Annotated in this window: 25 protein-coding genes and 2 tRNA genes; 20 read left to right on the top strand and 7 right to left on the bottom strand. The window is 54.0% G+C overall.

Translation table 11 applies throughout. The annotated features are described in order from the left end of the window. Positions 1-483: 483 nt before the first annotated feature. Together ACJJIR_RS18225 and ACJJIR_RS18220 are read left to right on the top strand one after the other, a co-directional pair. Positions 484-1683 (top strand): pyridoxal phosphate-dependent aminotransferase, encoded by a 1200-nt coding sequence (locus ACJJIR_RS18225; RefSeq protein ID WP_444906402.1) that lies wholly within the window; start codon positions 484-486, stop codon positions 1681-1683. Positions 1684-1822: 139 nt separating this feature from the next. Further along, complete coding sequence (locus ACJJIR_RS18220; RefSeq protein ID WP_108731811.1) at positions 1823-2299, top strand: Lrp/AsnC family transcriptional regulator; 477 nt, start codon at positions 1823-1825, stop codon at positions 2297-2299. 53 nt (positions 2300-2352) lie between these two features. On the opposite strand, the gene ACJJIR_RS18215 is transcribed toward ACJJIR_RS18220, so the two are convergent. Beyond that, on the bottom strand, positions 2353-3405 hold the full coding sequence (locus ACJJIR_RS18215) for a HupE/UreJ family protein (RefSeq protein WP_444906401.1): 1053 nt from the start codon (positions 3403-3405) through the stop codon (positions 2353-2355). Then, positions 3402-4259 carry a peptidylprolyl isomerase gene (locus ACJJIR_RS18210; RefSeq protein ID WP_444906400.1) on the bottom strand — a complete coding sequence of 286 codons (858 nt, stop codon included), beginning with the start codon at positions 4257-4259 and terminating at the stop codon, positions 3402-3404. Before ACJJIR_RS18210 ends, ACJJIR_RS18215 begins: the two co-directional genes overlap by 4 nt. 230 nt (positions 4260-4489) lie before the next feature. On the opposite strand from ACJJIR_RS18210, the gene ACJJIR_RS18205 reads away from it, so the two are divergent. Further along, positions 4490-4894, top strand: coding sequence for a DUF4345 family protein (locus tag ACJJIR_RS18205; protein ID WP_444906399.1), 405 nt, complete (start codon positions 4490-4492; stop codon positions 4892-4894). Positions 4895-4962: 68 nt separating this feature from the next. Here ACJJIR_RS18205 and ACJJIR_RS18200 read toward each other — a convergent pair whose 3' ends face one another. The 5 genes from ACJJIR_RS18200 to ACJJIR_RS18180 form a co-directional block, all read right to left on the bottom strand. Further along, complete coding sequence (locus ACJJIR_RS18200; RefSeq protein WP_444906398.1) at positions 4963-5793, bottom strand: sterol desaturase family protein; 831 nt, start codon at positions 5791-5793, stop codon at positions 4963-4965. A 178-nt stretch (positions 5794-5971) separates the two neighbouring features. After that, positions 5972-7039, bottom strand: a complete 1068-nt coding sequence (locus tag ACJJIR_RS18195; protein WP_413664408.1) for a helix-turn-helix transcriptional regulator — start codon at positions 7037-7039, stop codon at positions 5972-5974. A 3-nt stretch (positions 7040-7042) separates the two neighbouring features. After that, positions 7043-7609, bottom strand: coding sequence for a lytic transglycosylase domain-containing protein (locus ACJJIR_RS18190; protein WP_444906397.1), 567 nt, complete (start codon positions 7607-7609; stop codon positions 7043-7045). Positions 7610-7730: 121 nt separating this feature from the next. Beyond that, a complete protein-coding gene (locus ACJJIR_RS18185; RefSeq protein ID WP_444906396.1) occupies positions 7731-9458 on the bottom strand; it encodes a proline--tRNA ligase in 1728 nt (575 codons plus the stop codon). 214 nt (positions 9459-9672) lie between these two features. After that, on the bottom strand, positions 9673-10071 hold the full coding sequence (locus ACJJIR_RS18180) for an HU family DNA-binding protein (RefSeq protein ID WP_282934239.1): 399 nt from the start codon (positions 10069-10071) through the stop codon (positions 9673-9675). Positions 10072-10358: 287 nt separating this feature from the next. Between ACJJIR_RS18180 and ACJJIR_RS18175 the strand changes: the two genes are divergently transcribed. From ACJJIR_RS18175 to ACJJIR_RS18095, 17 genes are all read left to right on the top strand, one after another. Continuing rightward, complete coding sequence (locus tag ACJJIR_RS18175; RefSeq protein WP_282934238.1) at positions 10359-10631, top strand: FmdB family zinc ribbon protein; 273 nt, start codon at positions 10359-10361, stop codon at positions 10629-10631. A gap of 77 nt (positions 10632-10708) precedes the next feature. Then, complete coding sequence (aspS, locus tag ACJJIR_RS18170) at positions 10709-12487, top strand: aspartate--tRNA ligase (protein ID WP_282934237.1); 1779 nt, start codon at positions 10709-10711, stop codon at positions 12485-12487. Between the two features lie 105 nt (positions 12488-12592). Beyond that, positions 12593-13336 (top strand): YebC/PmpR family DNA-binding transcriptional regulator, encoded by a 744-nt coding sequence (locus ACJJIR_RS18165; RefSeq protein WP_282934236.1) that lies wholly within the window; start codon positions 12593-12595, stop codon positions 13334-13336. A 150-nt stretch (positions 13337-13486) separates the two neighbouring features. Further along, positions 13487-14014 (top strand): crossover junction endodeoxyribonuclease RuvC, encoded by a 528-nt coding sequence (gene ruvC, locus ACJJIR_RS18160; protein ID WP_413664410.1) that lies wholly within the window; start codon positions 13487-13489, stop codon positions 14012-14014. A gap of 57 nt (positions 14015-14071) precedes the next feature. Further along, on the top strand, positions 14072-14683 hold the full coding sequence (gene ruvA, locus ACJJIR_RS18155; RefSeq protein WP_444906395.1) for a Holliday junction branch migration protein RuvA: 612 nt from the start codon (positions 14072-14074) through the stop codon (positions 14681-14683). A 23-nt stretch (positions 14684-14706) separates the two neighbouring features. Further along, a complete protein-coding gene (gene ruvB / locus ACJJIR_RS18150; RefSeq protein WP_444906394.1) occupies positions 14707-15726 on the top strand; it encodes a Holliday junction branch migration DNA helicase RuvB in 1020 nt (339 codons plus the stop codon). Positions 15727-15738: 12 nt separating this feature from the next. Continuing rightward, complete coding sequence (ybgC, locus tag ACJJIR_RS18145) at positions 15739-16143, top strand: tol-pal system-associated acyl-CoA thioesterase (RefSeq protein WP_282934233.1); 405 nt, start codon at positions 15739-15741, stop codon at positions 16141-16143. Between the two features lie 4 nt (positions 16144-16147). After that, positions 16148-16837, top strand: a complete 690-nt coding sequence (gene tolQ / locus ACJJIR_RS18140) for a protein TolQ (RefSeq protein WP_108731827.1) — start codon at positions 16148-16150, stop codon at positions 16835-16837. A gap of 20 nt (positions 16838-16857) precedes the next feature. After that, positions 16858-17289 carry a protein TolR gene (tolR, locus tag ACJJIR_RS18135; protein WP_282934232.1) on the top strand — a complete coding sequence of 144 codons (432 nt, stop codon included), beginning with the start codon at positions 16858-16860 and terminating at the stop codon, positions 17287-17289. A gap of 7 nt (positions 17290-17296) precedes the next feature. Next, positions 17297-18091 carry a cell envelope integrity protein TolA gene (gene tolA / locus ACJJIR_RS18130; RefSeq protein ID WP_444906393.1) on the top strand — a complete coding sequence of 265 codons (795 nt, stop codon included), beginning with the start codon at positions 17297-17299 and terminating at the stop codon, positions 18089-18091. After that, entirely contained in the window at positions 18088-19383 is a 1296-nt protein-coding gene (gene tolB, locus ACJJIR_RS18125; RefSeq protein ID WP_444906392.1) for a Tol-Pal system beta propeller repeat protein TolB, read from the top strand. The genes tolA and tolB overlap by 4 nt, the downstream gene beginning before the upstream one ends. Positions 19384-19482: 99 nt before the next feature. After that, positions 19483-19971 carry an OmpA family protein gene (locus ACJJIR_RS18120; RefSeq protein WP_282934229.1) on the top strand — a complete coding sequence of 163 codons (489 nt, stop codon included), beginning with the start codon at positions 19483-19485 and terminating at the stop codon, positions 19969-19971. 18 nt (positions 19972-19989) lie between these two features. Next, positions 19990-20829, top strand: a complete 840-nt coding sequence (gene ybgF / locus ACJJIR_RS18115) for a tol-pal system protein YbgF (protein WP_413664416.1) — start codon at positions 19990-19992, stop codon at positions 20827-20829. 106 nt (positions 20830-20935) lie between these two features. Further along, complete coding sequence (queE, locus tag ACJJIR_RS18110) at positions 20936-21595, top strand: 7-carboxy-7-deazaguanine synthase QueE (protein WP_444906391.1); 660 nt, start codon at positions 20936-20938, stop codon at positions 21593-21595. A gap of 35 nt (positions 21596-21630) precedes the next feature. Beyond that, complete coding sequence (gene queC, locus ACJJIR_RS18105; RefSeq protein ID WP_282934224.1) at positions 21631-22308, top strand: 7-cyano-7-deazaguanine synthase QueC; 678 nt, start codon at positions 21631-21633, stop codon at positions 22306-22308. Positions 22309-22440: 132 nt separating this feature from the next. Then, positions 22441-22516: transfer RNA gene (locus tag ACJJIR_RS18100), tRNA-Lys, on the top strand. A gap of 105 nt (positions 22517-22621) precedes the next feature. Continuing rightward, positions 22622-22697: transfer RNA gene (locus tag ACJJIR_RS18095), tRNA-Lys, on the top strand. Positions 22698-23063 lie beyond the last annotated feature (366 nt).

The raw sequence follows: 23063 nt of genomic DNA, 5'->3' as shown, positions 1-23063 counted from the left end.
TCCAGAGGCGCTAAGGGGCCAGTTTTGCACCTATACCGGGATTGGAGCTTGCCCTCCATCTTTGAAGATTAAAGTTAATCTAAATACAGCGAAAACTTGAGGGAGATTGCTGCGAGCCAGGTGAAAGGGGTATGGGGCGCGGACGGGATGTCAAAAAAGAACATCGTAATGAAGCTTTGTCCATAGCCCTGGGATTTTCCTGGCTCCGGTTAATAGTATTCAATTGCAGTGGGATGGGGTGATACCTTGCTTAAGTTTTACTCATTACTCGCTCTCTCTGGGGCGCCAGGATCGACCTGAGTAACTGAGACTAAAAATCTATTTCTAGTCGCGATCCACGCGAACACACTGGCCCCCGCATTATCTGCGGGAATACCTGAGAAAAGCTCCCTCTAATGCGAAATTGACGGTCATATAGCGGCACCGATTACCCAGATGGTTGTTACCTTAGCCCCTATAAATGGCTGCTAAATAGTGAAAAACGTGACAAATTTTACCCCCAGGTTCAGCTTGCAAAGTGAGGCTTTGAATGGTGAGGACGCCAATGTTTGGGCTGTGAGTGACCGAGCTCACGATCTCGCCAATAAAGGGGAGGATGTCATCTTTCTCTGTGTAGGTGATCCCAACTTTGACACCCCCGAGCCGATCCTCGACTTTGCCCGCGCTCGCCTGGGAGTGGGGCGCACCCACTATTCCCCTGCCGCCGGGGAGCCAATGTTGCGCAGGGCTATCGCGGACATCGAGAGCAAGGTCTCTCCCCACCCCTGTAATCCGGATGATGTTGTTGTTTTCCCCGGTGGAACCAACGCTATCTACGCAGTACTTGCCTGCCTGCTAAACCCCGGTGAGGAGATAGTAATTCCCGAGCCGATGTATATCGGCTATGTCCCCATTTGTGATGCCTTGCGCCTCTCCGTAAAGCGAGTGACTTGCCCGGCGGAGACCAATTTCGCTTTTGATGTCGAGGCTATCAAGGCCTCGATCAGCGAGCAGACCAAGGTCGTTATGATCAATACGCCGGTAAACCCGACTGGCGCGATGGCTACCCCTGAACAATTGCGCGAGTTGGCGGCATACTGCCGCGAGCGCAATATTTGGCTGGTATGTGATGAAGTTTATTCAATGATCACCTTTGCCCGCCGCCACACCTCTCTGCGTACGGCTGCGGAGTCGCTGGATAATATTGTTGTGGTTGATGGCTTGTCCAAATCCCACGCCATGAGTGGCTGGCGCCTGGGGTGGGCAGTGGCTCGTGGTCCCCTGGTAGATCGTTTGATTGCTTTTGCAGGGGCGACAATTTTTGGGTGCCCGCAATTCATCCAGGAAGCCGCTGCCTTTGCCCTGGAGTTTGATAGCTACTTCGTGAAGCAGATGCGGGATGCCTATCAGCAGCGTCGAGACCTGATTGTTGAGAGGATTGGCCTGATACCAGGCTTGAGTTGCTACAGCCCTGAGGCTGGGATGTTTGTAATGGTGGATGTCTCCAAGGTATCCAGCTCCGGGCAAACCTTCGCTGAAGCCCTTTTGGATGCTGAGCGGGTCTCGGTACTGCCTGGCGCGCCCTTTGGTAGCAGTTCAGTGAATCATGTTCGCCTCACCCTGGCGGCTGATGAGGCTGAGTTGTCGCGGGCCTTGGATCGCATTGAACAGTTCGTCACCAGTGGTAACCGCCAGGCCGGTTAGGCCTTTGCCGGGAGGCTGGTTGTCGCCAAAATCGCCTTTGAAGTGATGACAAGTTTCCCATGCCGGTGGCTGTAATGTTTATGCCACCGGCGAATACCGCTATCCTTGCCCCCTTTCAGATTCAAAAGAAAATAGCTCCGTGAAAATTGACCGGCATAATTTGCGTATTTTGCAGGCCCTGCAATCAAACGCACGTACAAGTAACCTGAATTTGAGTGAAAAAATTGGATTATCGGAAAGTGCCTGCCTGGCCCGGGTTAAACGCCTGACCAGTGAGCGCTATATCCGCGAGTTCTTTGCCGAGATAAACCTGGATAAAGTTCGGCATGCAGAGTTTTATGTAAACGTTGCGCTTAAGCGGCAGGATGCCCGTACCAGTGAGAACTTTCGCCGCATTATTAGCGATATTCCACAGATTGTTTCCTGTGTGAAGATGTCTGGTGAGTTCGACTATATGCTGCATTTCGTCTGCCCGGACGCAGCAGATTTTAATCGGGTCTCAGAGCAGTTGTTGGCCAATGAAGAGGCGGCGATTTCCCGTATGACTTCTCATTTGGTGATTGAGAAAACCAAGCCTTTTACCGGCTACCCACTGGAACTCTTGTTTCAGGACTGAGCCTTAAATTAACCGGTGCCCGTGATTTGCAGGGCGCCGGTTAATGTTCTCTGTTATGGGAAAACAACAAGCAGGCTGCGCTCAATCACCCAGTAGCAGGCAATGCCCCCCAGCGTATAGGCGACCACCGTAGCGGCTGGTATTCCGATACCTCCACCTTCCCCGAAAGAGTATTGTTCGCGGTTCCGAATGGCATACTCTGGCCAGTGTTTAAGGAGCTTTTGATACAAGTTGATCACTGCAAGAGCTGCGGTGATAAATACTAATTGCCCCACTTCCACACCGAGATTAAAAGTCAGTAATGCCTGGGGAATAGCCCCAAGGGGAAGTCCAATTTCCCCCAGTACACCGGCAAAACCCAATCCGTGTAAAAGTCCAAAAGCAAAGGCAATTGCCCATGGATAGCGACTGGTCAAACTGAAAACACCATGCCTCTGGCGTACAGCCTCTCTGGCTGCCAGTAAAATACTGAGGGCGATAATCGCCTCCACTGGCGCTGATGGCAGATGGATATAGCCCAGTACGGCAGCTGCCAAGGTAATACTGTGGGCGATAGTGAAAGCAGTGATAGTGCCGATCAGCTGGCGAAGGTTTTGTTTGAGTAAGATCAGGGCCAAAACGAACAGCAAGTGATCGACACCGAGAAGAATATGTTCAACGCCCAGCACAAAGTAAGTTTGAGCGACTTGGAACTCGCTGGTGGGTTGGTCAAGGGTCCATTCTGGCTGGTCCGGTGTCAGTCGGATAACTTGCTCGCGCCCATCTAGCCAGGAGAGCCACACTAGCGCATCGGTCATTGTGCTCTGTAGGCCATCGATATGAATAGATAGCTGTTGTAGCTCCCTGGGGTGATGGATGGTCCAGTGCTCTGTGTAGTAGCCCTTACTTATTTGCGCTCTGGGTTGGCTTAGGGGGGAGGCAGCTTGGTCCAAATGGACATTCAGAGCGAGGCGAAGATCGCCTTGTGCGGGCAATCGCCAAAGTACTTTAAATAATTGTGCATCAACTTGAGTTATGCCCAGGTAAGCCGGGCGCAGTTCGTGGGCAGATAGTATTGGAGTAAAGCTGAGGAGCAGAATGAACAGGAGTGGCCGGATGTGCATCATTTGACGGCAACCTCGGCTGAGAAGTTATCCGGCTTGTGGACAGTGACCTCGTAGTTTTTACGGTACTGGAGATACTGCTCCTGCAGAATCTTCTTTTGCGCCTGGAATTGCCAATCATTTAGTACGCGGCTGCGTATTTCAGCCAATGCCGGTAGCTGGGTGGACTTGATTTCCTCAAGGAGGATCAGGTGATCGCCGAAGGTCGAGCGGACTGGACCACTCCACTTGCCAACAGGCAGCTTGGACAATTGAGCGGAAAATCCCAGCCCAAATTGCCTGTCTATTCGTGGCTCTGAAGTGTCGATAAAAGCAGCTGGCAGTAGGGTTGAATCCCCAATCATTGGCGAAGCCTGACCGCTGTTTAGCTGCATGAGTAAGTCGTTAAAATCACGTGAATCTGATGAGGCCAGATCCACTGAGAAAAATCGTTGTTGGAAAGATAGGGTGGGGGGAAGCTGGTATTTATCGGCCTGGCCTTGAAGGAATTTCTCCAATACTCGATCGCCTGGGTCTTGAGTGTCAGCGAAATTACGCGCTGTAAGTTCCATTTTCATTCGCAGGCGGCGGCGGATTACTGTGTCGTTCTCGGCTAATCCCAGGGCAAGCGCTTCCCTGTAAAGTATTTCCTCTCTTAGGTAATTCTCAATAAGTTGCTCCAGCTCGCTATCAGTGGGGTACCTGTGCCACTTGCGCTCAAACACCGAACGTAGATGTTCGACGCGCCCCTCGCTGATAACAATCTCTTGTGCTGGCGGTTCCAGGATTTCTCCCAATCCCAATAGGATTAGGGCGATCGCAATAAAATACAGCAGGGGCTCTTTCGCCAATGACTTGAGGAAGGTGGTGGTATTCAAAAGCGCGGCCCTTATTTTGGAGTGGGTCGGAGTTGCGCTGTGGATTCTAATTATGGAAAGACATTCTCAGTTTGCCAGTAAGAAAATATTGATAAATCCATCGCTTTGTACCAAATTGGTGAATTGTTCCGGCGTATGGCGGGGTGTGGCTCATATATACTGTGACAGTACTCCAAAGCGGTGTTCCCCTTGTATAGGGGTGAGTAACAGAAATTAGAGGGGAGAATCGATTGAAATATTTGGGAAGAGTCTATTTGACACTCAATCTATTGGTTTTTGCTTCTATTGGCCTCTGGGCCCTGTTTAAACCGCAGAGCCTTGCGAATGAAGTGGATTTCTCATTTGATACCCCCGAAGCCATGCCCGAGTTTATGGCCACTTATGGCGGGTTTATGTTGGCCATCGCGGTGATTCTACTGGTGGCCTTGGCTATGCGCCCGCACCGCAGGGTTGCTTACGCTGCGCTGTCTATCGCCTATATCGGCTTCGCTCTTGGGCGCCTCTACGGAATGTTATTTATCAGTGGTTTTGACCAGCGCAATTTAGTGCTTTTTGCTATCGAAGTCATCTTTGTGATCTGGGGACTTTACTGTTACCGAGAATCCCGTTGGTTGCCTTTGCAGCATGGCCATTAACACGGTTGTTACGGCTAGTAGAAAGGAGCCGGGGGAACCCCGGCACCCATTTAAGTAATTTGAGTGGGTTAAGCGTGAGCTTTTGCGCCTTCTGCTGCGCTGTTGTCTATTTCCACCTCTTTTTCTCCCCCGTGTAATTGCCCATCCACTGCTTGCCGGAAGACTTGCTTGTAGTCCTTAAATTCTGTGCCCATCCAGCGATCCCACCAAGTGAAGTAAAAGCCGTAGTTACCCTGGAAGCGCTGGTGGTGCAAGTCGTGGTGAGTCGTGGTGGTGAGCCTGTCCATAGGGCCGTCGACCCAGCTGCGGGGGTGGAACTCGCGGCCAGTGTGCAGCATGGCGTTGCGGAAGATGCTGATAAATAAAAAGGTGAACCAAATAGTTGGATTAAGCGGCAGTATCAGCGCAATTAGGGGAGAGAAAGCGCCCATCAGGACCGCTTCACCTACGGAAAAACTGTATGCCGTCCAGGGCGTGGGTGTTCTGGATTGATGGTGTAGGCGGTGGAAGTGTTTAAACACCTTGGGATGGTGCATACCTCGGTGGGTCCAGTAAAAATAAGCGTCGTGGATCAAAATCACCACTGGCAGGCTGGCAATACTCCACCAGAGTGGATAATCGCTCCACTGCCAGTAAAATTTGGTCAGTCCCAGATCGTGCATCATGGTGGTAATAACCCCTACCAGGGTAAAGATACACACCGTTAATAGTGAATAACTCACCTCCCGCCGAATATCTTTCCACTCGGCACGACGCTTTTGGATACGGCGCCGGTTCATCCAGGAGCGAAATAGCCAGCCGGCCAAAATACTCATTACTGAAGCGGCCAGCACATAGCGAAATAAACTCAACTGGAAATGTTTGGCTCCGTCCTGGGATATGTCGACTAAAAAATCCATATTCTCACCATCATTATTCTTCTATTGAAGGGAGACTCACCGGTGTTAAATCGGGTCTCGGTGAGCCGGGCACGCATCGGGAAAATCGCTTTCACCGCGCTCCCAGTCTGGGAGCCTTTTACTTTGCGGGCTTACGGAATATGAAAAAATGCTGACGGATTCTTTCAGGAGAGGAGATTCAGGCGGGCAGCTTTTCCCGGCGGTACTCAGTGGGGGTTTGGCTATGACGGCGCTTGAAAGCAGCGTTAAATGGGCTCAAGGAGCGATAGCCGATGTCCAGAGCAATGGTGAGTACTGGCAAATGGGCCTGCTCCGGATCTGCCAACCGGTTGCTGGCTTCATCAATACGAAACTGATTTAGGTATTCGTTAAAATTGCGATAACCCAGGTGGCGATTAATCAGCACACGCAGCACATGTTCGCGAATATCCAACTGCTCCGCGAGCTCCCTGATGGTGAGTCCGGTGTGGCGATAACCACCGTTGTGCATATGTTCCTGTAATTTTTGCAGCTGGGTTTGCTGTTGTTCATCCAGTTCAGGTGGCGGAGCTAAAGGCTGTTCTTCCTCCTCTGGCTCGCTCCTCTTCGGGCGCGGCAGGGATTCTCCCAGAGCGCTGGGGGAAAGGGCCAGCAACCATAGGCAGGCAACCAGTGACAACAGGCTGGCAAATAGTGCGTGCAGTGTCGGTACACCGTTGGGAAGCGGGCGGTAAGCAAAGATAGATTCTGCGCCAATTACCACCAGCATATAGGCGCCGACGGCGATAAGTAGGGTTGTGCGCAGGCGTCGGCGCTCTGCGACCAAGTCCAGGTGAAACTGTCGTTGTAGTGTCAGTAGGCCGAGGCTGATTAAACCGAGTTTGAGTAGCTGCGAAAGGGTAAATAGTGGGGATTGCTGATCTGACGTCAATGGCAATGGTGCGTGGTAGGCGACTATGCCGATGACCAGGGTAATACCAATCGGAATCCAGCCCCACAGGGGAAAAGGCTCTTCCTCGCGGCATAACAGGTGAGTAAACAGCCAAAAAATTGCGGGAATCAGAGTAATTGGCAGGTTAAGCAAGAGCGCAGTAGGTCCACTCAATTGTGGCAGGATGGGCCAGAGTAAATAGCAGATCACGGCTATCAGCAGGGCCAGTAAGCAGCGCCCGGCAACAAGCCGGTAGTGATGTATAGCAACCTTGGTTGCCGCCAATAAAAGAAGAGCGCATGCACCGCCGGAGAAAAATAAGTAGCCGGCGGTCATCGTTTATCTCCAGCGCTCGGCCCAGGCATCCAGGACCTTGCTGCTATAAGTATGGCGGCCGTAGCTACCATTGTAATAGGCGAGGGCGTTGGCTAGATTGCCTTTGGCTTTTTTGATGTAGTGTTTAAGAATGGTACATCCATACCTTAGGTTGGTGTCCATATCGATCAGGTTATCGTCGGGTCGACCGATTTCATTTTTCCAGAATGGCATTACCTGCATCATACCCAGAGCGCCAACGCGGGATATCGCATAGGGGTCAAAAGCACTCTCAATCTGGATAACCGCCAATACAATTTCCGGGCGCAGCCCGGCCCGAGTTGCCTCCCGGTGGACGGCTTTCAGTACGTGCATCCGCCGCTTGGGATCTTTGATATAGCGGGACAGAGGCTGGGATTTAGACATTAGCCACACTTCCGCATCGAAGCGGTCCACAAAGCTGTCGGCCTGGGTAACTGCGTCCTGCAGGGCGAGGCGCAACTCCGGGTCGATCTCGGCTCTACTGCTTTGAGCCTGGGTGGCACAGCAGGTAAGGCAGAGCAACAAGAGGGCGGTGGCTTTTTTTATCATGGGGTGATTCTACGAAAAGCCCGGCAAAATGGGCAGCGTGATTTTGTGACGCCGCCGATAAAAAGCACTTTTGCTGTAAGAGTTCCCGGCCTGCTTAGGGGCAGACCGGGCGGCTCGACAATTATTGATTAAATTTTTCCAATAACACTTCTTCGAGCTGGGATACGGCAAACTCCTGGCTTTCCGCATCTCCGCGACCTTTATATTCCACCACACCTTTTTCCAGGCCGCGATCGCCGATAACAATGCGGTGGGGAATGCCGATCAGCTCCACATCGGCGAGCATAGCACCCAGTCGCGCTTTGGCTTCGTCCATTAGCAATACATCAATACCCTTGCTGCGCAGGGACTCATACAGATGCTCGCACTTCTCCCTTACCACATCGCTCTTGTGCATATTGATTGGCACAATCGCCAGCTGGAAGGGTGCAATCGCAGTGGGCCAGATAATCCCTGAGTCGTCGTGGTTCTGCTCGATCGCCGCAGCGACGATTCGGGAAACGCCGATGCCATAGCAGCCCATGGACATAACCTGCTCTTTACCGTTTTCATCCAGTACTGTGGCATTCATAGCGCGGCTGTACTTGTCGCCTAACTGGAAAATGTGGCCGACCTCGATACCCCGTTTGATTTCCAGGGTGCCCTGGCCATCGGGGCTGGCGTCGCCTGCCACTACATTTCGCAGGTCTTCGACGCGGCCCATCTCCACATCGCGACCCCAGTTCACACCGGTTAAGTGGTAGTCATCGCGATTGGCGCCGCAGATAAAGTCTGCCAAGTGCGCTGCAGAGCGATCCACAACAGTCTCGATCTTTATGCCCACCGGGCCCAGGGAGCCAATGTTGCAACTGAGTTCTTCGGCGATGCGCTCTTCCGAGGCGAACTGAATAGGGCTGGCGATTCCAGCCAGCTTCTCTGCTTTTAATTCGTTCAGCTCGTGATCGCCACGCAGTACCAGGGCAATTAATGGAGCGGTTTCACCCTCTTCGCACTCGCCCAGAACAATCAGGGTTTTTACTGAGTGGGCGGGATCACTTTTCAAAAACTCGCTGACATCGGCGATGGTTTTTTGGTTCGGCGTATGAACTTCCTGCATTTCCTGCGACGGAGCAGGGCGCTTGCCAGCTGGGGCAACCGCTTCTGCCAATTCGACATTGGCGGCGTAGCGGGATTCTGTGGAGAAGGCGATATCGTCTTCGCCGCTCTGCGCCAGCACGTGGAATTCGTGAGAGCTGGAGCCACCGATTGAACCGGTGTCTGCCAGCACCGGACGGTAGTCCAGGCCAATGCGCTCAAAAATCTGGCAGTAGGCGCCGTGCATAATATCGTAGGTTTCCTGCAGGGAATCCTCGTTCACGTGGAAGGAGTAAGCATCCTTCATGGTGAATTCGCGCGCGCGCATTACGCCAAAGCGCGGACGGATTTCATCGCGGAATTTAGTCTGCACCTGGTAGAAGTTGGCGGGCAACTGCTTATAGCTATTGATTTCGCCGCGGATCAGGTCGGTGATGACTTCCTCGTGGGTCGGGCCCAGGCAGAAGTCATTGTTGTGGCGATCCTTGATACGCAGGAGTTCGGGGCCGTACTGCTGCCAGCGGCCGGATTCTTCCCAAAGCTCTGCCGGCTGCACGACCGGCATCAGTACTTCCAGGGAGCCAGCGCGGTCCATCTCTTCGCGAACAATGCGCTCGACTTTGCGCAACACCCGCAACCCGGTGGGCAGCCAGGTGTAGAGACCTGAAGACAGACGGCGGATCATGCCGGCACGCAGCATCAGCTGATGGCTGATCACCACTGCGTCGTTGGGAGTTTCTTTTTGGGTTGCGATGAGATAACGAGATGCGCGCATAGGAATTATATGGATTCTATTACGGGTAAGCTGGCTATTTTACGCTATTCGCTGGGCAATAAATATTGCCTGGTGGCAGTATTGCCTCAATGCGGATTGCCTTTTGCTATACCGGGGTATCTATTTAGCAGGTGCCTGGGCACTGGCTTGGAATGGGAGTGAATAAAAAACCCCGCATAAGCGGGGTTTTTAAGCTGAGGCTTTACAGAGTGTATTAGTTCTCTGCCATTTCCTTCAGCTTCTTCAGTGGGCGAACTTTAACCTGGATGCTGGCAGGCTTCGCCTTGAAGGTAGTCTCTTCACCGGTGAACGGGTTGATACCCTTGCGAGCTTTCTTAGCCGGCTTTTTCACGGTGGTGATTTTCATCAGGCCCGGCAGGGTGAATTCGCCAACTGCGCGCTTCTTGATGTGGCCTTCGATGATATCGTTCAGCTCGTCCAGAACAGATTGAACCTGCTTGCGGGACAGCTCAGTGCTTTCTGCAATCTGATTAAGTACTTGAGTCTTAGTGTACTTTTCCTTGATTGCTTTTACTTTCTTGGCCGGTGCAGCTTTGGCCGCAGCTTTCTTTGCCGGGGCCTTTTTAGTAGCAGCTTTCTTGGAGACAGCCATGGCTTACTTCCTTCTTTGTTGTTCGGTATATATCCGGTAAAAGTGTGTTTTTTCTCCCGCTGCGCTGCATCCGTTACGGGTGTCTCAGCGGGTGATGGGGGAAGTATATATAGTTTTTGTTCGGCCGCACGAAGAAATACTAGAAAAATAGTGCTTTTTTTACATTTTTTAGCCTCACGTCGCCTTTATGGGACGCTTTACCCAGGGAAAAGACCCGTGCAGCTTCTTACCTCTGTAGGCCTCATGTATACTCTCTCCCCCTTTTTTTAAGCACCAGGTACTGTGTAATGCCGATATATGAATACCAGTGCAATGCCTGCGGCCATGAAATGGAAGCTTTGCAGCGGATGAGCGATGACCCGCTCAAAGACTGCCCAGCTTGCGAGAAGGCCGAGCTGCGCAAGAAAATCTCAGCGGCTGGATTTCGCCTGAAGGGCGCCGGTTGGTATGAGACTGATTTTAAAACTGGTAGCAAGAAAAACCTCGCTGGCGGTGACTCTGCCAACAGTGGTAAGGCCAAAAGCGACAAGTCTGGCACAGCGGCGGCAAAGACGGCCTAGGCGAGCTGTGCGGGGCTGTCCGTGCGGTGTACCCTCTAACTAATCTTTTCACCTATCGATAACGGGAATTTTCATCCATGCGCAGCGATTACTGTGGCGTCCTTCGTTCTGCGGACATTGACCGCGTAGTAACCCTCTGTGGCTGGGTCGACCGCCGCCGCGATCACGGCGGAGTGATTTTTATCGACCTGCGCGACCGCGAGGGAATTGTACAGGTGGTGTTCGACCCCGATGCGGCCGAACACTTCGAGATGGCCGATCGCGTGCGCAGCGAATATGTGCTTAAAGTGACAGGTCGTGTCCGCGCTCGTGCCCCAGAGGCCGTGAATCCCAATATGGTGACCGGTGAAGTTGAGGTTTACGGCACAGAGCTGGAGATCCTCAATACTGCTGAGACAGTGCCTTTCCAGCTGGATGAGCACACCGAGGTGGGTGAAGATATCCGCTTGAAATACCGCTATCTGGATCTGCGCCGCAACGAAATGCAGAACAACCTGTATTTCCGTTCCAAGCTGACTACCGCAATCCGCAATTACCTGGATGAGCACGGCTTCCTCGATATCGAGACCCCAATCCTGACCCGCGCCACCCCAGAAGGTGCCCGGGATTATCTGGTGCCGAGCCGCACTCACGAGGGCAAGTTCTTCGCCCTGCCACAGTCACCACAGCTGTTTAAGCAGTTGCTGATGGTTTCCGGTTTCGATCGCTACTACCAAATCGCCAAGTGTTTCCGCGATGAGGATTTGCGCGCTGATCGCCAGCCTGAATTTACCCAGATTGATATTGAGACCTCCTTCCTCGACGAAGAGGAAATCATGTCGATCACCGAGAATATGGTTCGCAAGCTGTTTAAAGAGCTTAAGGGTGTTGATCTGGGTGAATTCCCGCGCATGACCCACTACCAGGCGATGCTGCGCTACGGTTCCGATAAGCCGGACCTGCGTATTCCGCTGGAGATGGTGGAGATCAAGGACCTGATGACCGAGGTGGACTTCAAGGTATTCTCTGGGCCGGCCAATGATCCGAAGGGACGTGTTGCTGCGATTAAAGTACCTGGCGGTTGTAAGAAACTGACCCGCAAGCAGCTGGACGATTACGGCAAATTTGTCGGTATTTATGGCGCCAAGGGCTTGGCGTACATCAAGGTTAACGATCGCTCTGACCTGGAAAATGGTCTGCAGTCGCCAATCGTCAAATTCCTGCCGCTTGAAACCCGTGCAGCTATCCTCGATCGCCTGCAAGCAGAAGATGGTGACGTTCTTTTCTTCGGCTCGGACAAGGCTAAGATTGTCTCCGAAGCCCTGGGTGCATTGCGCTGCAAGCTGGGTGAAGACTTGGATCTGTACACCAGCGAGTGGGCGCCTTTGTGGGTTGTCGCCTTCCCAATGTTTGAAGAAAATGACGACGGCAGCCTGACTGCGTTGCACCACCCCTTCACTGCGCCTTCCTGTACCCCGGAAGAGCTGGAAAAGAATCCGCTTGAAGCACTTTCCCGCGCTTACGATATGGTGCTTAACGGCACCGAGCTGGGCGGTGGTTCTGTTCGTATCCACGACCAGTTGATGCAGGAAGCGGTATTCCGCATCCTGGGTATCGATGCTGAAGAGCAGCGCGAGAAGTTCGGCTTCCTGCTGGATGCACTCAAATACGGTGCGCCGCCCCACGGTGGCTTGGCCTTTGGCCTGGATCGTCTGGTGATGTTGATGACCGGCAGTGACTCTATTCGCGATGTTATCGCTTTCCCGAAAACCCAGAGCGCCGCCTGTGTGATGACAGATGCCCCGGGTGCTGTAGATGCGAAACAACTGCGTGAGCTGAGTATTCGCCTGCGACAAAAAGAAGAGAAAATCAGCTGATTTTTCCCCGATGGGCCGAGCGAAGCGGGCCCATCCAATCGTAGTGATGGGCGATTCGCTTCGCTCTTTGGCTCATCCTACGCACTGACTGAAGAGAGACGGAAAATGGCCGGACATAGTAAATGGGCCAATATTAAGCACCGCAAAGCAGCTCAGGATGCCAAGCGGGGCAAGGTCTTTACCAAGATCATTCGCGAGTTGACGGTAGCCGCCAAATCGGGTCCAAACCCGGACGATAACCCGGCGCTGCGCGCCACTATCGATAAGGCTTTGGGCGCCAACATGAAGCGCGACACCATCGATAAAGCTATCGCCCGTGGCGCCGGCAATGCGGATGGTGAAAACTACGAAGCCGTAGTTTACGAGGGCTACGGCGTTGGTGGTGTAGCGGTCCTGGTGGAGTGCCTGACTGACAACCGCAACCGCACTGTGGCTGAAGTGCGTCACGCCTTCACCAAGCGCGGTGGCAACCTGGGTACCGACGGTTCCGTTAGCTACCTGTTTACCCGCAAAGGTCAGATGTTCTACGAGACCGGAGTGGATGAAGATGCGTTGATGGACGCAGCTCTCGAAGCCGGGGCTGAGGATATCGAATCCAACGATGACGGCAGTGTTGAAGTTACCACTGAATTTCAGGACTACCTGACGGTTAAGGACGCCCTGGTTGCAGCCGGTTTTACTCCTGACAGTGCCGAAATTGCCATGATTCCGTCCACCACCATTCCGCTGGATAAAGACGGTGCTGAAAAAGTACTCGCTCTGATCGAGATGCTGGAAGACCTGGATGATGTGCAAAACGTTTACACCAATGCGGATATTCCGGCAGAGGTGATGGAGGAACTGGGCTAAAGCCGGTTCCGTAACTGGGGGCGGCTACTGTCCCGCCTCTGGTTTTTTATCTTTTCAAGCCCTTCTTACTCCCCCTCCCTTGACGCTTCCTGTTCACCTTGGGACACTCCCACCACTATATAAACATACAGATATTTGGGGAGCTGCCTTTTGACCCGAATCCTGGGTATTGACCCCGGCTCGCGAAAAACGGGCTATGGAATTATCGATGTGGAGCGGGGCAAGGCTCGCTATGTGGCCAGCGGGGTGATTCGTATTCCCGAAGGTCCCCTTCCTGAGCGTCTCAAACTGATTTTTGATGCAGTGAGCCAGATCGCCCAGCAATACCAGCCTGCTCAGATGGCAATTGAAAATGTTTTTATGTCCAAGAGCGCCGGCTCCGCCCTGAAGTTGGGACAGGCCCGGGGGGCAGCTATTGTGGCAGGGGCAAATAGCGGTCTGGCAGTAGCCGAATATGAAGCTCGCAAAGTGAAGCAGGCAGTGGTCGGCAACGGAGGAGCGGATAAATTGCAGGTCCAGCACATGGTGAAAACCCTGCTGTCCCTACCTGCGTCGCCACAGGAGGATGCCGCCGATGCGCTGGCCGTGGCTCTGTGTCATATGCATACCGAGCAAACCCTGGTATTTACCGCTGGCGGTGCGCGCAGTCGTTTTCGTCGCGGCCGCCTGAGCGTGTGATCGGCTGGTAGAATTGGCCCCGTAAAGGGCGCAGACAATATAAACCTGGAATAACACATGATTGGAAGATTGAGCGGTACCCTGGCCGCAGTGCAGCCGCCCCTGTTGTTGGTGGATGTACAAGGGGTGGGCTATGAAGTGCTCGCACCCATGACCACGATTTTTGAACTGCCCGCACTGGGGCAGCCGGTACAGCTGCACACTCATTTAGCGGTATCCGAAACGGCCCAGCAGTTATATGGCTTTATTCGCGATGGGGACCGCAAATTGTTTCGCACCCTGATCAAGGTGAGTGGAGTGGGCCCCAAGATGGCCCTGGCTATTTTATCCGGGCTGGACGGCGCTGCCTTGGCCCGCTGTGTGTCGGAGGATAATGTAGCGGCGCTGGTCAAAGTCCCTGGCGTCGGTAAAAAGACCGCCGAGCGCCTGATTGTGGAGCTGCGGGATAAATTGACCCCGGATTTTGGCGACGCCAACGATATCCCCTTGATGGCCGCTGCTGCCGAGCCCAAGGTGGATCACACCGGTGAAGCGGAGAGCGCCCTGGCGGCTCTGGGTTACAAGCCCGCTGAAGCCAGCAAAATGGTGGCCCGCGCCAGCAAGGAGCAGCCGGATGCCGATAGCGCGACTTTGATTCGCCTGGCCCTTAAGGGAATGGCCCCCGCTTAATCTGAGGCCCTGGAGTTGTTGCAATGATCGAAGCCGACCGTTTGGTGGCACCGGAGCCCGTGGGCCCCTCGGGCCAGGAAGAGCAGTACGACCGCGCCGTGCGCCCCAAAACCCTGGATGATTATGTGGGTCAGCCAGTGGTGCGGGAGCAAATGGAGATCTTTATTCAGGCTGCCAAGCTGCGCAAAGAGGCCCTGGATCACACCCTGGTATTCGGCCCACCGGGGCTGGGTAAAACCACGCTGGCAAATATCATCGCCGCCGAAATGGGGGTGGCCATTAAGACCACCTCGGGCCCGGTACTGGAGAAGGCTGGCGATCTGGCTGCGTTGATGACCAACCTGGAGCCGGGGGATGTGCTTTTTATCGATGAGATCCACCGCCTCAGCCCCCATGTGGAAGAGGTACTGTATCCGGCGATGGAAGACTACCAGCTGGATATTATGATTGGCGAAGGGCCTGCGGCGCGTTCCATCAAGCTCGACCTGCCACCCTTCACATTGGTGGGAGCCACCACAAGGGCAGGCCTGCTTACCTCGCCACTGCGGGATCGCTTCGGCATCGTCCAGCGGCTTGAGTTCTATAACGTTGAGGATCTCACCAGTATTGTCCGTCGCTCCGCTGGCCTGATGGGAGTGGAGATGGATGAAGGTGGTGCTCTCGGAGTTGCCCGTCGAGCTCGGGGTACCCCCCGAATAGCCAACCGCCTGCTGCGCCGCGTGCGTGATTACGCCGAAGTTAAAGGTGATGGTGCCGTGGATTCCGGTATTGCCGATGCCGCTCTTAATATGCTCAATGTGGATTCCCGTGGTTTCGACCAGCTGGATCGCCGTATGCTACTGGCCATGATTGAGAAGTTCGATGGTGGACCTGTGGGGGTGGACAGTCTCGCTGCAGCAGTCAGTGAAGAGCGGGATACTCTGGAAGATGTGTTGGAGCCCTACTTGATTCAGCAGGGTTATATCGCCCGCACACCGCGAGGGCGAGTGGCAACCGGCCTGGCCTACGAGCACTTCGGCTTGCCGAAGCCAGATAATAAGTAGAGAGAGGATGGGGTGAAGGAAGTTTTCAGTATTCCGCTGCGGGTTTATATCGAGGATACCGACGCAGGTGGTATCGTTTATTACGTCAATTATTTGAAGTATATGGAGCGCGCGCGCACAGAACTGCTGCGCTCCCTCGGGTATGATAAGCCGGCGATGCCAGAACAGGGTCTGTTACTGGTGGTGCACTCCGCCGAGATCCAGTATCGAAAGTCCGCACTTCTTGATGATGCATTGCGCGCTACGGCCTCGATTGGCAAACTGGGGCGGGCCGCAGTGACTTTTGAGCAAAAAATCTGGCGCGGCGATGAGCTAATTTGCGAAGGTGTGGTCAAAGTTGCTTGTGTCGCTGACGACAGCCGCAGGCCCTGTGCCCTGCCGGAACCTATTTATTCAGCATTAAAGGCAGTTATTTAAGAAGATGAACGCCGGTGAACAACTTTCTCTTTGGGGGCTAATCCAGAACGCCAGCCTGTTGGTACAGTTAGTTATGCTGCTGCTGTTACTGGCCTCTGTGGTGTCCTGGGTGATGATTATCCAGCGTGGGCTTTACCTGTCCCAGGCCAAGCGCTCCCTGAACAATTTCGAACGCCGCTTTTGGTCCGGTGCCGACCTGAACAAACTCTTCCGCGAAGGTAACGAGCGAGCGGAAAAAGGCCGAACCGATGGTGTTGAGTCCCTTTTCCGCGCCGGTTTTACCGAGTTTACCCGCCTGCGCCAACAGGGCAGCAGCGGCCCTGAAGCGGTGATGGAAGGCACTGAGCGGGCCATGCGTGTGGCTATGTCCCGGGAGCAGGAAAAGGTGGAAATGAACCTGCCGTTCCTGGCAACCGTAGGCTCTGTCAGTCCCTATATCGGCCTGTTTGGCACTGTGTGGGGGATTATGAATTCTTTCCGTGGTCTCGCCACTATGCACCAGGCCACTATTGCCACGGTCGCACCCGGTATCAGTGAAGCGTTGGTGGCTACGGCTATGGGCCTGTTTGCAGCAATTCCTGCGGTGATGGCTTTTAACCGCTATTCCGCCAAGGCGGAGTCGCTGTTGTCCAGCTACGAAACTTTCGCCGAGGAGTTTTCCTCTATCCTGCACCGCAAAGTGCATTCCGGCTGAGTAGTGAATAGGCGAACCCTATGAGTGTGTTTCGCAAGGGAACCAAAAAGAAGCTGGTCTCCGAGATCAATGTGGTGCCCTACATTGACGTAATGCTGGTGCTGCTAATTGTCTTCATGGTCACGGCACCACTGTTGATGCAGGGGGTCAAAGTCGACCTTCCAAACGCGCCCTCGGCGCCGATGGAGGAAACCGATGAGGAGCCGCTGATTATTTCTGTGCGCTCCGATGGCACCTATTACCTAAATCTGGGGACTGACGAGAAGAGCGCCAAGCCGCTCGCAGAAATTAAACAAACGGTCGCTAAGGTATTGCGCCAAAAGCCGGGAACCCCGGTTTTGGTGTGGGGTGACACCGAGGCCCGCTACGGCCTGATCGTCAATGCCATGACCGAACTGCAGCAGGCGGGAGCGCCCAGCGTCGGCCTGGTGACAGAGCCACCTCAGGGGTAGGGTGCCGGTGAATAAAGGCTTTTATGCATTGGCGATCATCATCAGCCTCGTGTTACACGGGGCGTTGATAGCTGCCATGACCTACGGCTGGGAAGCCAGCAGTATGCCCGAGCGAAAACCGATGCCAAAGTTTGTGCAGGCTAAGCTGGTGACGATTGAGGCGGCAACACCGAAGAAGAAACTGCCGAAAAAGGTCGATAAAATAAAACAGCGTGCTGAGCGCGAGGCGGAGCAAAAACGTAAGGCTGAGGTCGAACGTAAGCGCCGCGCAGCCCTGGAGCAGAAGAAAAAGCTCGAGGCGGAAAAGAAACGCAAAGCGAAAGTCGAAGCTGATCGCAAGGCACAGGCAGAGAAAGCCCGTCGCGAGAAAGAGCAGCAAGAAAAGGCGCGCAAAGAAAAAGAGCTGAAGGAGAAGCTGGCCCAAGAGCGCCAGAGTTCCTTTGATGAAGCTCTTCAGGATGAAGAGGAGCTACTGGATGCGAATGAGGCCGAGGTGGCAGTAATGTCAGTGGGGCAGGCAATTCAGCAGCAAATTGAGGCGGTATGGAGTCGCCCACCCAGTGCCCGAAACGGTATGCTTACCAAGGTAAAAATAAACTTTGTCCCCACTGGCCGGGTGGTGGCAACTAATATCGTCGAGGGCAGTGGTAACGCTGCCCTCGATCGCTCGGTACTGACCGCCATTAAAAAGGTGGAGGTATTTCCCGAAGTGGCCGAGCTGGCCCAAAAGGAACCGGTGATATTCGAGCGGGAAGTCCGCACAACCATTTTGAACTTTAAAGTCGAAGATCTGCGCCAATGATCAAGAGTTTACTCAAGACAGTCGTCATTATTGCAATCGCCTCGGTGAGCCTGGGTGTCCGTGCCCAGCTGGTGGTGGATATCACCAGTGGTATCGATGACCCCACACCGATTGCCGTGTCCCCATTTAGCTGGTCTGGTGGCGGGGTACTGGCAGAAGATGTTTCTGGGATTATTTCCTCAGACCTTCGCCGCAGTGGCCTTTTCTCCCCTGTGCCCAAGGAAGACATGCTGTCTTTCCCCAAGGCCCCGGAAGACGTGGTATTCCGCGACTGGCGTATCCTCGGCACCGAGTATATTGTGACCGGCCGCATTGAGCCGCAGGCCACCGGTTACCTGCTCACTTTTGATCTGGTCAATGTTTTCGGCCAGCACAAGATGTTCACCAAGCAAGTGCGTGGCGGCCAGACCCAGCTGCGGGATATCGCCCACCGCGCCGCCGATGAGATCTTTGAAGCTATCACCGGTATTCGCGGTGCCTTCTCCACCGAAATGGTATACGTGCAGGAAGAGACTCGTGGCGGCAAGCCCAGCTATCTGCTGATGCGTGCGGATATCGATGGTGCTCGCGCCAAGCAGATCCGCCGCTTTAGCGCGCCGGTGATGTCTCCCATGTGGTCCCCCAATGGCCAGGAGCTCGCCTACGTCTCCTTCGAAACCGGGCGCCCGGCAATTTTTCGCGAGAACCTGCGCACGGGTGCGCGCAAGCAATTAACTAACTTCAAGGGCATCAACAGTTCGCCGACCTGGTCCCCGGATGGAACCAAATTGGCGATGGTGCTCTCCAAGGACGGCAACCCGGAGATCTACGTGCTGGATCTGGTCAGTAATAAGCTGACAAGAATGACAAGGCACTTTTCCATTGATACCGAGCCGAACTGGATGCCAGATGGTAAATCACTGGTTTTCACCTCCGATAGGGGAGGGAAGCCACAAATTTACCAATTGACTCTTGCCACTGGTCAAGTCGACCGCTTAACCTTCGATGGCGATTACAATGCGCGGCCCCGTGTTTCTCCCGATGGAAAGACACTGGTGATGGTGCATCGTAATAGGGGCGTATTTACCATCGCTACGATGGATATCAACTCGGGCAGAGTGCGTGTCCTTACGGAGACTACGCTGGACGAATCCCCTAGTATCGCACCGAATGGGGCCATGTTGATGTACGCTACCAAACGTGGGGATAAAGGTATTCTGGCAGCGGTGTCGCTGGATGCCGGGGTGAAGTACAACCTGCCCTCTCAGAGGGGTGATGTCCGTGAACCGGCCTGGTCGCCGTACTTTGAATAAGGCGGGGGTGCCCGACGCGCTTAAGCGAAGGGTGTGAATTAGAGCAAGTAGAAATCTTTCAGGATTTTCGATAACACTATATATAAAGCGGAGTAGCTTATGTTGAAATCAGTAAAAACAGGCCTTGGGTTAGCCTGTGTATTGGCAGTTATGGCTGGTTGTAGCAGCACTGACACCACCGAAGGCAGCCAGGAGACCCTGGACCAGGCAGATCAAACTGCGGTTGAAACCACCGATTTTGATACCACGCCAACCGAGACAGTTGCACCTCTTGAAAACGTAGTTTACTTCGATTTCGACCAGTCCCTGCTGAAGCCCGAAACCCGTGAGCTGCTGATCCGTCACGCTGACCGTATGCGCGCTGCTGCCGGTTCTGTTCGCCTGGAAGGCCACGCTGACGAACTGGGTACTCGCGAGTACAACCTGGCTCTGGGTGAGCGTCGTGCCAATGCCGTTCGCGACTTTTTGGTACTGCAAGGCGTAGACGCAGCTAACCTGGAAGTAATCAGCTACGGTGAAGAGCGTCCGGCTCAAATGGGTTCTAACGAATCTGCCCGTGCGATGAACCGTCGCGTTGTTATTAACTAATCGTAAAAATGGATGCCAATGGCTTTAACGATTAGAAAACTAGCGATCGCCGCAGCAGTAATGACTGCGGCATCGCCGGTATTTTCCCAGGCCCCGATTGTAGACCTGTCTTCTAAAAGCCAGGACCAGTCGACCATTACTTATACCGATGAAGTGGAAAGCAGTGCTCCGACACAGCTCGCCCGCGCCGGTATGTCACCACCCCGAGCCCAGGGCAATCCCCAGGCCGAAGCCTACTATCAAATGCAGGTTTTGCAGCAGGAAGTGCGGGAGTTGCGTGGCACAGTTGAAGAGTTGCGCCATGAGATCAAGCGTCTCAAACAGCAGCGCACCGAAGATTATATGGATCTGGACCGGCGTATTGCGCGCCTGAGTGGTACAGAGCCAGCGGCTCAGCCGCCGTCTACCGCTGAAGGCGGTGCTTCGTCCATGCAAGGGCAGGGGGGCTCAGCAATGCCGCCTAAACCCCAGGGCCCGAAAGACGGCAAGAGCGAACGCGACCGCTACCAGGCCAGCTTTGGCTTGGCCCGCAATGGCGATTACGGCGGAGCCAGTGAAGAGTTCAAAAGCCTGTTGCAGGACTTCCCCAATGGTCAGTACGCCCCGAATGCGAATTACTGGCTGGGTGAGATTGCACTGGTTCAAGGCAACCTGGAAGAGGCTCGGGAGTGGTTCGTAGCCCTCCTCGACGGTTACCCGAATTCCAGTAAAGTCTGGGATGGCCGCTACAAGCTGGGTACTGTTTATCACCAGCTGGGTGACCAGCAAAAAGCCCGCAACCTGCTGGAGCAGGTGGCAGCCAGTGATGCCAGAGCATCGAACTTGGCGAAGAAGTATCTGCAGGAGAACTTCCAGTAGCCTTCAGCCGCTACTGACTGCCATCGCTGGTTTTTTGAGCAGAAAAAGCCTATGATCCCGCGCCCGGGTGGCATGTGCCACTCGGGCGTTTTTGTGTTGGGTGTGTATGACCGATCTTTCCAAAGAATCACTCAGAATCAGTGAAATTTTCTACTCCCTTCAGGGAGAGGCGCGAGAGAGTGGCCTTCCTACGGTGTTTGTGCGCCTGACGGGCTGCCCGTTACGCTGTACCTATTGCGACTCCGAGTACGCCTTTTACGGTGGCGAGCGCATGACGCTGGAGCAGATTTTGCAGCAGGTGCAAAGCCATTCCGCTCGTCATGTGTGCGTTACCGGTGGTGAGCCCCTGGCCCAGCCCAATTGTTTCCCCCTGATGAAGGCGCTTTGCGATGCGGGCTATGCGGTGTCCCTCGAGACCAGTGGCGCAATGCCTGTGGATAAAGTGGATGAGCGGGTATCGAGAGTAGTCGACCTGAAAACGCCGGCCTCCGGGGAGCAGCACCGCAACCGTATGGAGAATATGCAAGTACTCACTCGCCAGGACCAGATCAAGTTTGTGATCTGTGATCGCGGGGATTACGACTGGGCTCGATTCACCCTGGATCAGTACCGCATACCTGAGCGGGTTGGAGAAGTGCTTTTCTCCCCCAGTTACGAGCAGCTGCAGCCGCGCCAGCTAGCTGAATGGATACTGGAAGATGGGTTACCGGTGCGTATGCAGATGCAAATGCACAAGCTGTTGTGGGGCGACATCCCCGGCGTATAAAGCGCCGCTGCGCCACATCAAGAAAAGAGGAAAAAATGACAGCAAAGAAAGCAGTAATCTTGCTATCCGGTGGCCTGGACTCAGCCACCGTACTGGCCATGGCTCGCGCTGAGGGCTACGAGTGTTACGCCTTGGGCTTCGATTATGGCCAGCGTCACGAGGCAGAACTATTGGCTGCGCAGAAGGTGGCGAAGGACTTGGGGGCCGTTGAGCACAAGGTGGTTAAGCTCGACCTGCGCTCAATCGGCGGATCGGCGTTGACCGATGACTCTATCGAAGTACCCGAAGAGGAAACCTCCGGTATTCCGGTGACCTATGTGCCGGCGCGAAACACGGTATTCCTGTCTATTGCCCTGGGCTGGGCAGAGGTGCTGGGCGCCCAGGATATTTTTGTGGGTGTGAACGCCGTGGACTACTCCGGCTATCCGGATTGCCGCCCGGAATATATTGAGGCCTACGAGAAGATGGCCAACCTGGCTACCAGGGCCGGTGTCGAGGGCAACAAGCTGTCTATACGTGCGCCGCTGATGGACATGAGCAAGGCGGATATTGTTACCGAAGGAACCCGCTTAGGGGTGGACTACAGTTTAACTGTGTCCTGCTACCAAGCCTTGCCAGATGGCGCTGCCTGCCGTCGCTGCGACAGTTGCCGCCTGAGGGCTGCCGGCTTCACAGAGGCCGGCCTGGAGGACCCCACGGTCTACGCACCTTAATTGGCCGTTGGCGCCAATTTTTTGAACAAATACCTAACTCCTTAAATTTGTTAGATTTTTTTTCGAGTTAGGTATTGTCTTTTCGAAATAGATCCGTAAGATACGCAGCTCCTCACAACGAGGCATCGAAAAGGGTCGTTAGCTCAGTCGGTAGAGCAGTTGGCTTTTAACCAATTGGTCGCTGGTTCGAATCCAGCACGACCCACCATTTTCGACAGGGATGCCCAAGGCAACCCATCCAGTTTTTACACTTCTGCGCGAAGGTAAAAACAACCCAAGTTGGACCATTACCAAGTTAGTCCAACCATCCTGGGGGTCGTTAGCTCAGTTGGTAGAGCAGTTGGCTTTTAACCAATTGGTCGCTGGTTCGAATCCAGCACGACCCACCATCTCTCCTTTTTCCCCACTATCAATTAACCAGTTTCTCTACATTACCATCGTACACGTGGGCTAGTTTCAGACTTTCTATTACCGTGCTTATTTGCTGTGTTAATCAGCTCCTTTCGTTTTCGATTCTGAATGGTGGATATTACATGTATGGTGATCTATCAGAGTTTTCCGCATCGTAAAGGCTCGCCGACTGCGCAGATGTGCTCGCCAGGGTGTGCTTTAAGTTGTGTGTGCTTAACCCTGGGCTCAATAGCCGCTATTTACTTTAGAGGGCCTTATGTTGGTCTTGACGGCGGCTTTTGCCGAGTTAGAGAGTCTCGCCAGATCGGCAATGAACACGATTTAGTGCTCGTTGGTGTCAAGGT

This window comes from Microbulbifer maximicatervae (SeqCode), assembly GCF_052467385.1.
This window is presented reverse-complemented; position numbering and strand designations above follow the sequence as displayed.